Source organism: Larkinella soli, assembly GCF_003703975.1.
Lineage (GTDB): Bacteria > Bacteroidota > Bacteroidia > Cytophagales > Spirosomataceae > Larkinella > Larkinella soli.
This window is the reverse complement of sequence record NZ_QTJY01000012.1, coordinates 25,244-39,187: the sequence shown is the minus strand read 5'-3', so window position 1 is coordinate 39,187 and position 13,944 is coordinate 25,244. Positions and strand designations below refer to the sequence as shown.

Annotated in this window: 9 protein-coding genes; 8 read left to right on the top strand and 1 reads right to left on the bottom strand. The window is 61.5% G+C overall.

Going from position 1 to position 13,944, the window contains the following annotated elements; translation table 11 throughout:
• The first annotated feature begins 110 nt into the window (after positions 1-110).
• The 8 genes from DX909_RS19830 (at position 111) to DX909_RS19795 (ending at position 11,654) form a co-directional block, all read left to right on the top strand.
• Entirely contained in the window at positions 111-1,157 is a 1,047-nt protein-coding gene (locus DX909_RS19830) for a FecR family protein (protein WP_128546957.1), read from the top strand.
• A gap of 228 nt (positions 1,158-1,385) precedes the next feature.
• On the top strand, positions 1,386-4,931 hold the full coding sequence (locus tag DX909_RS19825) for a TonB-dependent receptor (protein WP_229311115.1): 3,546 nt from the start codon (positions 1,386-1,388) through the stop codon (positions 4,929-4,931).
• A gap of 21 nt (positions 4,932-4,952) precedes the next feature.
• Positions 4,953-6,683, top strand: coding sequence for a RagB/SusD family nutrient uptake outer membrane protein (locus tag DX909_RS19820; RefSeq protein WP_128546955.1), 1,731 nt, complete (start codon positions 4,953-4,955; stop codon positions 6,681-6,683).
• A gap of 218 nt (positions 6,684-6,901) precedes the next feature.
• Positions 6,902-8,119, top strand: a complete 1,218-nt coding sequence (locus DX909_RS19815; RefSeq protein WP_128546954.1) for a purple acid phosphatase family protein — start codon at positions 6,902-6,904, stop codon at positions 8,117-8,119.
• 37 nt (positions 8,120-8,156) lie between these two features.
• Positions 8,157-8,960, top strand: a complete 804-nt coding sequence (locus DX909_RS19810) for an endonuclease/exonuclease/phosphatase family protein (RefSeq protein ID WP_229311114.1) — start codon at positions 8,157-8,159, stop codon at positions 8,958-8,960.
• A 102-nt stretch (positions 8,961-9,062) separates the two neighbouring features.
• Entirely contained in the window at positions 9,063-9,539 is a 477-nt protein-coding gene (locus tag DX909_RS19805) for an Xre family toxin-antitoxin system antitoxin (protein WP_128546953.1), read from the top strand.
• A gap of 14 nt (positions 9,540-9,553) precedes the next feature.
• Positions 9,554-10,003: an RES family NAD+ phosphorylase gene (locus DX909_RS19800; protein WP_128546952.1), complete on the top strand. Its 450-nt coding sequence runs from the start codon at positions 9,554-9,556 to the stop codon at positions 10,001-10,003.
• 64 nt (positions 10,004-10,067) lie between these two features.
• Complete coding sequence (locus DX909_RS19795; protein ID WP_164851346.1) at positions 10,068-11,654, top strand: arylsulfatase; 1,587 nt, start codon at positions 10,068-10,070, stop codon at positions 11,652-11,654.
• A 3-nt stretch (positions 11,655-11,657) separates the two neighbouring features.
• Here DX909_RS19795 and DX909_RS19790 read toward each other — a convergent pair whose 3' ends face one another.
• Entirely contained in the window at positions 11,658-13,925 is a 2,268-nt protein-coding gene (locus DX909_RS19790) for an NADP-dependent malic enzyme (protein WP_128546951.1), read from the bottom strand.
• Between the last annotated feature and the right edge of the window lie 19 nt (positions 13,926-13,944).

Below are 13,944 nucleotides of genomic sequence, written 5' to 3'. Positions count from 1 at the left end.
CGCCAAACCTCCGATGGCGGGTCATGCCGGCCCTTCCCGAAAATTTTTTCAACCCGACTAAGGGTCGGCGCTTCGGCGCGCGACTTCAGGGCAGAACCACCTGCCCGACCATGCCGCCACCGCGTATCTCTCCCCAGTTGCTGGATAAATACCTCCGGAACCAATGCACCGACGAGGAACGGGCGCAGGTGGAGGCCTGGTTCGCGTCGCTCGACGGCCCGCCCGATTTTCTTGGCTCGCTGCCCGAGACCGAGCAGCGGCAGCTGAAGGACGAAACGTTCCGCAGCATCCGGGAGCAACTGCAAACGGAGGAGGAGCCGCCCGTGCGGACGTTTTGGCTCGGTTCGGGCCGGCTGACGGGTCTGGCGGCTTCGGTGCTGCTGGCGCTGGGCGTGTTCATCGCCTGGCGGTATACGGTCAACCGCCACGCGGCCACCCTCGCCGACCGGCCGGTTCCAGCCCTGACGGCCCCGAAAGCCGCCCCGGCGGAGGTGGTTCAGTTCGTCAACCGCAAGCCGCGGCCGGTGCTGCACCGCCTGCCCGACGGCAGCTCGGTTTGGATGCAGCGGGGGGCCGCCATCGCCTACCCGAAGACGTTCGAGCCGGACCGGCGCCGGGTGTCGTTCTCGGGGGAGGGCTTTTTCGATATCCAAAAGGATAAAACGCGGCCCTTTTTCATCCGGAGCGGGGAGATGCAGATCCGGGTGCTGGGCACGAGCTTCAACGTCAATGCGCCGGCCGCACGCCGGGTGTTCCGGATCGCGGTCGTGACGGGGCGGGTAGAGGTGAGCGCGCCCGACAGCCGCCGGCAGGCGCAGCAGGTGATTCTGAAACCGCAGGAGCAGGCGGTATTCGAAACCGACTCCCGGCGGCTGACGGCCTCGGCCATTCCGGCGCAGGTTCGGAAGGAAATCTACGAGCCGGTGTCCATCGTGTTCAGCGAAACGCCACTGGATCAGGCGGTTGCGCAGCTGGAGAAACGCTTCAACGTGCGGTTCCGGCTCTCGAACCCGAAGCTGGGCCGGTGCCGGGTCAGCGCCGACTTCGAGCGCCAGTCGCTGCCGCTGATTCTGGAGATGCTCTGCACGGCGCTGGATGCAACGTATACGATGACCGGTAACGTGATCGTGCTGGACGGGCTGCCCTGTGAACCCTAAAACTATATCGCTTTCACTATAACCCGAACGGCATGGAAAACCGCTACCCGCTGCCTCCGTAGAAAACAGAAAACCGGGAGTGTGCCACCACCCCCGGCCTGATTTCCGCCCCTTTCGCACCGTGCCACCGGTGGGGAGGGTGGTTCGTATCCAACAGCTCTCAACTATCAGACAACCAAAAGTATGCAAATTCCCATCCCAAACAAGTCCGTTGACTGGCGAAAAATCATGCGTATCGGATTACTTCAATGGACACTTGCCGTGTTGCTGGCGGGCTTTGCCAACGCCCGCGACATTGCGGCACAGTCGATCCTGAGTAAGGATATGACGCTTCATCTCACGAACGTTACGCTCAGGGAAGCCCTGGAACAGATTCAGGAAAAAGCCAATACGAAGTTTGTGTACAGCAGCCGGGTGTCGCTGGCGGAGCCGGTTTCCATCGCGGTGAAGAACCAGAAACTCTCGAAGGTGCTGGACCAGCTGCTCCTGCCCCGCGGCATCACCTACCGGGTCATCAACGAGCAGATCGTGCTGGCGCGCGACCGCAGCCGGGCGCTGGAGTCGAACCTGCCCTCGCTGGAAGAGAAGATGCAGCGGTATCTGACGCAGGACATCCGGGTGAAAGGCAGCGTTGCGGACGACAAGGGGCCGCTGGCGGGCGTCAGTGTCGTGCTGAAAGGTACCACCCGCGGCACCACCACGGACGCCGGCGGTAACTACGAAATTTCGGTGCCCAACGGCCAGGCGGTGCTGGTATTCAGCTTCGTGGGCTATCAGTCGCAGGAGGTGGCCGTGGGCAACCGGACGGCGGTGAACGTGACGCTGATCACCGACAGCAAGACGCTGGAAGAACTGGTGGTGGTCGGGTACGGGACGCAGAAGAAGGTGAACCTGACGGGCGCCGTCTCGCAGGTGCAGGCCAAAGACCTCGAAAACCGGCCGGTGAACAACATGTCGCAGATTCTGCAGGGGATGATTCCGAACCTGAACGTGACCTTCAGCACCGGCCAGCCGGGGCAGGGGGGAAGTCTGAACGTCCGGGGCGAAACCTCCATCAACGGGGGCGGACCGCTGGTCCTGATCGACGGGGTGCCGGGCGACATCAACCGCATCAACCCGAACGACGTCGAGTCGGTGTCGGTGCTGAAGGATGCCGCGGCTTCGGCCATCTACGGGGCGCGGGGAGCGTTCGGGGTGGTGCTGGTAACGACCAAAACCGCGAAGAACGGCCGCACGAGCGTTTCCTACACCAACAACTTCGGCTGGGCCTCGCCCACGGTCAGCACCGACTTTTTGACCAACGGCTATGAACACGTCATGCTGAACGACCAGGCCTTTATCCGGGCCACGGGCAACAGCTACACGCGCTACACCGAGGAGGACTATAAGGAACTGGAGGCCCGGCGCTACGACAAGACCGAAAACCCGGCGCGGCCGTGGGTGGTGGTCAAAAACGTGAACGGGAAAGATATCTATAACTATTACGGAAACTATGACTGGTGGAACACGCTGTTCACGAAGGTGCAGCCGTCGCGCCAGCATAACCTGAACCTGTCGGGCGGCAACGACAAGATCAACTACTTCCTGTCGGGGTTCATGTACGAGAAGGAGGGGATCATGAAGACCAATACCGACAAGTATACGTCGTACACCCTCCGCAGCAAGATCAACGCCCAGCTGACGCCCTGGCTGAAGATCAGCAACAACACCCAGTATTTCGACTCCAAATACAAATACCCGGGTCTGGATGGGGGCGCCAACGCCAACTTCGTCGCCATCACGGTACACGCCCTGCCTGCCTACGCTCCGCGCAACCCGGACGGTACGGCTACCTATAACACCCTGAAAAACAACTACTCCATCGGCGACGGGCTGTTTGCCAACCTGCTGAAGGGCGTAGCCGGCGGGGAGAAGAAGATCCACGAGCTGACCACCATCAACTCAGCGACGATCGACTTTACCAAAAACTGGAACCTGGTCGCCAACCACTCGTTCTCGTTCTACATCGCCGACGACTGGTACCGCTCGGCCGTGGCCCAGTATTCGATCCAGCCCGGTATTCTGACGACGGTGCCGAACTACAACACCGACCAGTACCGCCAGACGATGTGGTTCGACCCGATGCATGTGTCCAATCTATACACGTCGTTCAATCAGACGTTTGGAAAGCATTACGTGTCGGCGACGGCGGGGATGAACTACGAGACGAAAAAGCACCAGCGGCTGTTCGGCGCGCGCAAGAACCTGCTCTCCGAAAGCCTCAACGACCTGAACCTCGGAACGGGCGAGCAGCTCTCGGGCGGGGATTCGTACCGGTATTCACTGTTCGGGGCTTTTTTTCGGGTGAACTACGACTACCAGGGCAAATACCTGCTGGAAGTCAACGGCCGGTATGACGGCACCTCCCGCTTCGGCGAAGGCCGGCGGTACGGTTTCTTCCCCTCGGTGTCGGCCGGCTGGCGGCTTTCGGAGGAGAACTTCTTCGAGCCGATGCGTAACGTGGTTAACAACCTGAAGCTCCGGGCCTCCTACGGAACGCTGGGCAACCAGCTGCCCTCGAACACCAGTTCGGCCAGCTTCTACCCGTACATTTCCATCATGCCGACGGCTCAATCGAGCTGGATCGCCAACGGCCAGAAGCTGTATTACGTCGACAGCCCGAACCCGATCTCGCCCGACCTGACCTGGGAGAAGGCCACGACCTCCAACCTCGGTCTGGATGCCGACTTCCTGAAAAACCGCCTGAACGTGTCCATCGACGCCTACATCCGGAACACCACCGACATGCTGGTGCCGGGCCGGGTGCTGCCGGCGGTTTACGGCGCCGGCGTGCCGACCCAGAACGCGGGCGACCTTCGCACGAAAGGCTTCGAGCTGGCCATCGCCTGGCGCGACCAGTTCAAGGTAGCGGGCAAACCCTTCACCTACAATGCCTCGTTCAATCTGTCGGATTCGAAGTCGGTGATCACCAGATTCGATAACCCGAACAAGATTCTGTCGAGCCGCTACGTGGGCCAGACCATCGGCGAAATCTGGGGCTACTCCATCGACGGGTATTTCAAAACCAACGAGGAAGCGCAGTCGTACACCGTCGACCAGACGCTGGTGAACCGGCAGCGGCTCAGCGCCCCGGGCGAGTGGAGCAAGCTCCAGGCCGGTGACCTGAAGTTCGTGGACCTCGACGGCAACGGCAAGATCGACCAGGGCGCCAACACCCTGGCCGACCACGGAGACCTGAAGATCATCGGCAACAGCCGCCCGCGGTATCGCTACGGCCTGAGCCTGGGCGCGGGCTGGAACGGCTTCGACCTGTCGGTGCTGGCGCAGGGCATCGTCCGCCGGAACTGGTATCCGGGGGCCAACGCCGACAAGTTCTGGGGCCCATATTCGCGGCCGTATTATTCGTTCATCCCGGCGGATTTCGAGAAGGACGTCTGGACGCCCGAAAACCCGGATGCCTACTTTCCGGTCCTGCGCGGCTATACGGCCCTCAACGCGGGCGGTGACCTGAACGCCCCCAATGACCGCTACATCCAGAACGCGGGCTACCTGCGGCTGAAAAACGTGGTGGTGGGTTACACCATTCCCGAAGCGCTGACCCGGAAGGTGCGCATCCCGCGGGCACGGATTTATTTCAGCGGGGAAAACCTGCTGACGGCCACCCCGCTGCGGACCAAATACATCGATCCCGAACAGCTGGACGGCGACGGCACGAACGGCCGGACGTACCCGCTGTCGAAAACCGTCTCCGCCGGTCTTAACATCACGTTCTAATTCGATTCAATAGCCAAACCGATGAAAAAATATATCTTTTCCATAGTGATGGCGATCGGGCTGTCGTCCTGCGACCTGAACCTGCTGCCCCAGGACGCCATTTCGCCGGAAACCTTCTTCAAGACGGAAAACGACCTGCTGCTGTATACCAACTCCTTCTACAACGCCCTACCCTCGGCGGAGGACGTCTACAACGAGGATGTGGACAATGTGGTGAAAAACAGCCTGCGCGACGAGCTTCAGGGCACGCGCGTGGTGCCGACGAGCGGGGGCGGCTGGAGCTGGGGCACGCTGCGCAACATTAACTATTTCCTGGCGAATTCGAACAAATGCCCCGACGCCCGGGCGGTCGCCAAATACAACGGTCTGGCCCGCTTCTTCCGGGCGTATTTCTACTTCGGCATGGTGAAGCGCTTCGGCGACGTGCCCTGGTATTCGGGCACCATCGAAGTGAACGACGAGGCCCTGCTGACCAAAGCCCGCGACCCGCGCGCGATGGTGATGGACTCGGTCATGGCCGACATCGACTATGCCATCGCCAACCTCGATGCGTCGCGGCAGCTCAACACCGTCACGAAATGGACGGCCCTGGCGCTGAAGTCGCGCGTCGGGCTGTATGAAGGCACGTTCCGGAAATACCATACGGAGTTCAATCTGCCCAATGCCGACAAGTTTCTGGACGCCTGCATCGCGGCTTCGGAAGACCTCATGAAGAACAGCGGTTACACGATCTACAAGGCTACGCCCACGACGGCCTATCTCCGGTTGTTTTCGTCGGACAACGCCATCCCGGACGAGGTCATTCTGGCCCGTGATTTTAGCGACGAACTTCAGGTCTACCACAACCTGAACTATTACACCATGACGGCTTCCTACGGTCGTCCGGGGCTGGAGAAGAAGCTGGTCAACAGCTATCTGATGGCCGACGGCTCCCGCTTCACCGACCTCAAGGGCTACGAAACCATGCAGTTTGCCGAGGAGGTGCAGAACCGCGACCCGCGGCTGGCGCAGACCATCCGGACGCCGGGCTACACCCGCATCGGCGAAAACACCCCGCTGGTGCCCGAATTCGGGGCCACCGTAACCGGCTACCAGCTGATCAAGTTCGTGTCGGCTCCCAAGTGGGACACCTTCAACAAGGACATCACCGACATGCCGATTTTCCGGTATGCCGAGGTGCTGCTGAACTTCGCCGAAGCGAAGGCCGAGCGCGGAACGCTGACCCAGGCCGACCTCGACCGCTCGACCAAACTGACCCGCGACCGCGTCGGGATGCCGAACATCAGTCTGGCCGCGGCCAACGCCAACCCCGATCCGTATCAGGCCCAGATGTATCCGAACCTGAAAGGAGCCAATGCGGGCGTGATTCTGGAAATCCGGCGCGAACGGCGCATCGAACTGGTGATGGAGAACTTCTTCCGCTGGGACGACCTCATCCGCTGGAAGGAAGGCCAGCTGCTGACCCGGCCCTTCAAAGGGATGTACTTCCCTGGCCCCGGCCAGTATGACCTCGACAAGAACGGCAGGATCGACCTCGTCATCTACGAGGGCACCAAACCGAACGTGCCGGGCGCCCAGCTCCTGAAGCTCGGCAGCGAAATCCTGCTCGAAAACGGGGCCAAAGGCGGCAACATCGTCGTCAACGGCCACATCAACAAGAAGTTCAACGAAGCCCGCGACTACCTGTACCCGATCCCGAAACAGGAGCGTTTGCTGAATACGAACCTGACGCAGAACCCGAACTGGGAGTAAACCACCCCCCGGCCCCCTCCTTGGTAAGGAGGGGGTGGCTTCGCATGAAATGGAAAGTGGCCGCTCACTCCTCCTTGGTAAGGAGGAGGTGCTGTGTTCCGGAAACTACTTCAATATCTTGTGCCGCTACCCGCTGAAAACGGCTCCGCTAATTCAAAAACAGCGAAGCCACCCCCTCCTTACCAAGGAGGGGCAGGGGGTGGTCAAACCCTGACACCATGCTTTCAGACAGACGTTCGTTTCTTGAAAAAATCGCCGGGGCGGGGGCGCTGAGCCTCGTTCCGGGCGCGTCGGCCCTGGCCGGGACGGCATCGGCCGACGAGAAAAACCACTTCGTCGTGGGGCCGTACCTCCAGAACCTCGGCCCCGACGCGGTGACCATCATGTGGATCACCCACAAAAACTCGTTCAGCTGGGTCGAATACGGCGCCGGAACCTACACCAGCAAACGCGAGTTCGGCTACAACAACGGGCTGATCGAGGCCAACAACCGCATCAACCGGATTACGCTGACCGGCCTCACCCCCGGCACGGCCCACAAATACCGCATCGTCTCCACGGAGGTGCTGGGCTACAAAGGCTCCAAAGTGGAGTTCGGCGACACGCTCACCAGCCCGATGTACGACCTGAAAACCCCGGCTGCCGGCGAGGAAGAATGCCGGCTGGTGGTGCTGAACGACCTCCACGACCGGCCTCAGACCATTCCGAAACTGCTCTATAGTCTTGGCTATACCGGCAACCGACGCGACTTCGATTTCGTGGTGTTCAACGGCGACTGCTTCGACTGGGTGTCGTCCGAAAGCCAGATGGTCGACCACCTGCTCAAACCGGCCGTGGACATTTTCGCCACCGAACTGCCGTTCATCCTGACGCAGGGCAACCACGAATGCCGGGGCAGCTTCTCGCGGCACATCCCGAGCTATTACGCCTACCCCGAGGAGAAGTATTACTATGCGTTCACGCGCGGACCGGTGCGGTTCGTCGTGCTGGACTCGGGTGAGGACAAAACCGACGACAGCGTGGAATACGGCGGCCTCTCGGCCTTCGACCGCTACCGGCTCATCCAGAAAAAGTGGCTGGAAAAGGAGGTCGAAAGCCCCGAGTTCAAAAAGGCGGCCTTCCGGGTGGTGCTGATCCATATCTCGCCCTACCACTCCGGCGACTGGCACGGCACGATGCACTGCCGCGAGGTGTTCGGGCCGGTGCTGAACCGGGCGAAGATCGACCTCCAGATTTCGGGCCATACGCACCGCTACGCCAGCCATGATCCGGACGATAGTCATAACTATCCCATCCTGATCGGGGGCGGCCCGCTGGAGGGTAAACGGACCCTGATCAAGGTTCACGCGACGCCGAAGCTGCTCGACGTGAAAATGATCCGCGACGACGGCGAAGTGGTCGGTAAATACGCCCTGTCAAAAAAAGCCCGGACCTGAACCGGGTCTTTATGTACCCAATATCCTGAATGAAACCGTGAAAAAACTCCTTTCTTTTTTGCTGGCCGCCCTGTCCGTCGTCGCCTATGCCGGCGACGGCGGGAGCGAGCCGGCTTCCCGAAAAACCCGCCGGCTGAAGGTGATGACCTACAACATTCACCACTGCAACCCGCCCTCGGCCGGAACGAAAATCGACGTGCCGGCCATCGCCCGCGTCATCACTGCCGAAAAACCCGACTTCGTGGCCCTGCAGGAGGTCGACGTCAACACCGAGCGCTCGGGCAAGGGCATCCACCAGGCCGCCGAGCTGGCCCGGCTGACCGGCATGCACTATTTCTTCTCCAAAGCCATTGACCACCAGGGCGGGGATTACGGCGTGGCCGTGCTGTCGCGCTTCCCGATTCTGGATTCCACCCGCTTTATCCTGCCCGTCGACCCGGTCATCGGGGGCGAAACCCGCACCATCGCGGCCGTGACCGTCGAAATTGCGAAAGGGAAGAAGGTGATCTTCGCCAGTACGCACCTCGACCTGAAGGAGCCGAACCGGCTGACGGCCGCCGAGCGCATCGTCCGGCATTTTGAAAACTCCAACCTGCCGATCATTCTGGGTGGTGACTTCAACGCCCTGCCCGACAGCAAGGTGATCGGTTTTCTGGAAAAGACCTTTGTCCGGACCTGCCGGGACTGCGGCCCGACGATCCCGGTCGTGAACCCGAACCGGACTATCGATTTCATTATGTTCAAACCGGACGGCCGTTTCAAAGCCCGTTCCACGCGCGTCATCGACGAGCAGTATGCCTCCGACCACCTGCCCGTCGTGGCCGAACTGGAAGTAAAATAGAGTTGATTTTAAAATGACAGACAGCGGCCAAAGGCAGGGTAACTGCTTTTTTGCAGTTGTAAAGCTGTAAAAGAGCAGTTACTTTTGTTAAAAAACAGAGATATGGCAACCACAGGTCCCCATTCATCCGGTGCTTCAGGGCCGGCACACCGGCGTCGGCCGGCTTCCCGAACGGGGGGCGAGCCGGTTTATCAGCCGGAGCCATTGAGCCCGCTGACGCTCATCGAGAAAGCCCGCCAGGGCGTAAGTACGCAGAAGGTAGACCAGCTTTCGCAGTTGCTGGGCGTCTCCCTAAAAGAAATGGCGAACCTGCTTCAGCTGGCCGAACGCACTCTGCACCGGTTTCGCAGCGAAGGCCGTCTGGACGAACCGGCTTCCGAGCGGCTTCTGACGCTGGAGAATCTGGCGGTTCACGGGCTGCTGGTGTTCGACGGCCGGGCCGATGCCCTGGCCGACTGGCTGCGCTACCCCCTGAAAGAACTGGCCGGACAAACGCCCCTTGCGTTACTGAACACCATCACCGGTTTCCGACTGGTGGACGATGTGCTGACCCGCATCGAGTACGGGGTCTATTCTTAACCGGCAAGCCTTCGATGCTGGTTTACCGACTCTACAAAAGCACCTATATCTCCGACCCGCTTTCGGCGGAGGGCGCGAGCCGGGCCGGTGGGCGCTGGAACCCCCGGGGCTACCCGATTCTATACACGTCCGCTACGCCGGAACTGGCCCTGCTGGAAGTCATCGCGCACCTGAATCCCGGTTTCATCCCCCGGTTTCATCTGCTGGTTCTGGAAGTGCCCGACGAATGTCGGTTCATCGCTGCGGATTCCCTTCCGGCCGGCTGGCAGGATGAGCACGACGGCGCCCTTCAGACCTTTCTGATGGACTGGCTGAAACAGCCCGATCTGCCGGCGGTTTCCGTTCCGTCCGCCATTGTGAGCCGGTCGAGAAACTATCTGCTGCATACGCTGCACCCCGATTTCCCACATTCCGTCCGGATCGTGGAGAACCTGCCTTTCGAAGTCGATTCGCGGCTGGTTTGAACCGGATAGATTTTTTGGAAAACCGCCTTTTGGCAAAAAAACGGTTTCCCGAAAACTGAAAACCATGCGCCTGAAACTTCCGGCGGCCGCGCTGGCCCTGATGCTGCTGTGTTCCTCCGTCGTGCCCGGACCCGACCCGAAGCCGAATATCATCGTGATCCTGGCCGACGACATGGGCTACTCGGACATCGGGCCGTTCGGTTCCGAAATCCGGACGCCGAACCTCGACGACCTGGCGAAAAACGGCCTGCGCATGACGCAGTTTTACAATGCCTCCCGCTGCTGCCCCACCCGAGCGTCGCTGCTGACGGGGCTGTACCAGCACCAGGCCGGGGTGGGTGACATGGTCAATACGCGGAAGCAGCCGGCTTATCAGGGTTACCTGAACCGCAACTGCGTCACCATCGCCGAGGCCCTGAAACGGAGTGGTTACCACACGTATATGGCCGGCAAATGGCACGTGGGCACCGCCCGCGAACACTGGCCCGTCCGACGCGGCTTCGACCGGTATTTCGGGCTGATCGACGGCGCGAGCAGCTACTTCGGGAACTACCCTTACCGCGCCAACCAGAAGCTGACCCTCGCCCTCGACGACCGGGAGTATACGCCCGAAAAGGGCTATTACGCCACCAACGCCTTCACCGACCACGCCCTTCAGTTTCTCGACCAAAATCCGAAGGGCCAGCCGTTTTTCCTGTATCTGGCCTACACCGCCCCGCACTGGCCCCTGCACGCCCTGCCCGAAGACATCGCCGGATACCGGAACGCCTACCGCAAGGGTTGGGACCAATTGCGGGAAGAACGCTTCCGGCGGATGCAGGCGATAGGCCTTCTGGACAAAACCGCCCGCCTTTCACCCCGCGACCCGGACATACCGGCCTGGGATTCGGTGAGTGAAGAAGAAAAAAACCGCTGGCAGGAGCAGATGGCGGTCTACGCGGCCATGATCGACCGGATGGACCGGAACATCGGCCGCATTCGGCAGAAACTGAAGGAAACCGGGCAGGACCGCAACACCGTCATCCTGTTTCTGTCCGACAACGGAGCGAGCCACGAAGACATCGGCCCGAACGGCTTTCTGCCCCGCATTTACGAAAACAGCAAAAAACCGTCGGGCGACTCGTCCTCGTTTACGGCCTACGGCATCCGGGGCGCCCACCTGAGCAACACGCCCTTCCGGTTCTACAAACACTGGGAGTACGAAGGCGGTACGGCCACGCCTTTCATCGCCTGGGGGCCGAATTTTGTAAAACCGGGCCGGATCGACGCTCGCCCGGGTCACATCATCGACCTCATGGCGACCTGCCTCGACCTGGCCCGGGGTACTTATCCGGAAAGCTATTACGGGAATAGAATCACGCCCACCGAAGGCATCAGCCTCGTGCCGCTGTTTCGGGGTCGGCCCTGGAAAGGCCACGACGCCCTGTTTTTCGAGCACGAAGGCAACCGGGCCGTCCGCCGGGGCGACTGGAAGCTGGTGTCGGTATTTCCCGAAAACCGCTGGGAACTCTATAACCTCAAAACCGACCGGACCGAACAGCAGGACCGGAGCGCGCAGGAACCGGAGCGGGTCCGGCAGATGGCCGCGCTCTATGAGCAGTGGGCGAGCCGGGCGGGCGTCATTCCCTTCGCCGAACTCAGCGGCCGATAGGGGTCAGCCGCCCTGCGCTTCCACCACCGCGATGGCGACCATGTTGACGATCTCACGCTCGGAGGAACCAATCTGAAGCACGTAGACCGGTTTACGGATGCCGAGCAGGATGGGGCCGATGGCGTCCAGACCGGCGGCTTCGCGCATGAGGTTGTAGGCGATGTTGGCCGCCGACAGGTTCGGGAAGATGAGCGTGTTGGCGCCTTCCTCCACCAACTGGCTGAACGGGTGGTTCTGCCGCAGCAGGTCGGTATCGAAGGCCAGGTGTGCCTGAATTTCACCGTCTACGATCATGTCGGGGTGCTTGCGCTGGAGAATCTCCACGGCCTGGTGCATCTTCTCGGCGTCTTCCCCCTTCGCGCTGCCGAAGTTGGAATACGTGACCAGCGCGACGCGGGGCCGGATGTTGAAGCGCTCGACGGTGCGGGCCGTCAGCTCGGTGATTTCGACGATCTCCCCGGCCGTCGGGTTGAAGTTGACCGTCGTGTCGGAGAAAAACAGCGGGCCGTATTTGGTCAGCAAAATGTACATCCCGGCCACTTTCTTCACGCTGGGATCCTTGCCGATGATCTGCAGGGCGGGCCGGATGGCGTCGGGATAGTTGCGGGTCAGACCCGAAATCAGGGCGTCGGCCTCACCGGTCTCGACCATCATCGCGCCGAAATAATTCCGGAAGTTCATCAGCCGCCGGGCTTCGATGACGGTGATGCCCTTGCGCTTGCGCTTCTCGAAAAAAACGTCTCCGAAGCGGTCGATCAGGGCCTCCTGTTCGGGGGAGCGGGGGTCGAGGATCGGCACCGGCCCGAGATCGATGCTGTTCGTTTTGATCAGCTCCCGGATGCGGGCGACGTCGCCGAGCAGAATCGGGTGGGCAATGCCCTCGTCGCGCACCTGCTGGGCGGCTTTCAGCACCGTCAGGCTTTCGGCATCCGCAAACACCACCCGCTTCGGGGCGGCCTTCGCCTTCGTGATGATCACCCGCGAAATCTGATTGTCCTGCCCGATGCGCCGGGCCAGCTGCTGCTCATACCCCTCCCAGTCGTCGATAGGCTGCCGGGCCACCCCCGACGCCATGGCGGCTTTGGCGACGGCCGGGGCCACCGTCGTCAGCAGGCGCGGGTCCACGGGCTTGGGCAGGATGTAATCCCGCCCGAACAGCATATTCGGCTCATTATACGCCAGGTTGACGAGGTCGGGCACCGGCTTTTTCGCCAGTTCGGCCAGGGCGTAGGTGGCGGCCAGTTTCATGGCCTCGTTGATCTCGGTGGCCCGCACGTCTAGCGCCCCCCGGAAGATGTACGGGAAGCCCAGCACGTTGTTTACCTGGTTGGGATAGTCGGAGCGGCCCGTCGCCATGATCAGGTCGGGCCGGGCGGCCATGGCGTCCTGATAACCGATTTCGGGATGCGGGTTCGCCATGGCAAACACGATGGCGTCCTTCGCCATCGCCCGGATCAGGTCCGGCCCGACGATGTTGCCTTTCGACAGCCCCACGAACACGTCGGCCCCGGCGAAGGCGTCCTCGAGGCTCCGGATGTCGCGGGTGGTGGCGAAGGGGCGGGTCAGGTCGGTGAGGTCGGCGCGGTCGGCGCGGAGCGGGCCGTTGATGTCGAACAGGACCATGTGCTCGGGCCGGGCACCGAGGGCTACATACTGCCGGGCGCAGGAGAGGGCCGCAGCCCCGGCGCCCAGGATGACGAACCGCACGTCCTGAATGCGTTTCTGCACCAGTTCGAGGGCGTTCAGCAGGGCGGCCCCGCTCACGATGGCGGTGCCGTGCTGGTCGTCGTGCATGACCGGGATGCCGAGCAGCTTTTTAAGCCGGTCCTCGATCTCGAAGCACTCGGGCGCCTTGATGTCTTCGAGATTGACTCCCCCGAAGGTCGGCTCCAGAATCTTGACCGTCCGGACAAACTCGTCGATGTCGCGGGTGTCCAGCTCGATGTCGAAGACGTCGATGTCGGCGTAGATTTTAAACAGAAGCCCCTTGCCTTCCATGACGGGCTTGCCTGCCAGCGCGCCGATGTCGCCCAGCCCCAGCACGGCGGTACCGTTGCTGATGACGGCCACCAGATTGCCTTTGGCGGTGTATTTGAAGGCGTCGTCGGGGTTGGCGGCAATGGCCAGACAGGGTTCGGCCACGCCCGGCGAATAGGCCAGCGACAGGTCGCGCTGGGTGTTGGTTTCCTTGGACGGGATGACTTCGATTTTTCCCGGACGCCCTTTGGCGTGGTACTCCAGGGCGTCTTCCCGCCGGATGGTGTGCTGCATAGTTCCGAAAGATGAAGTG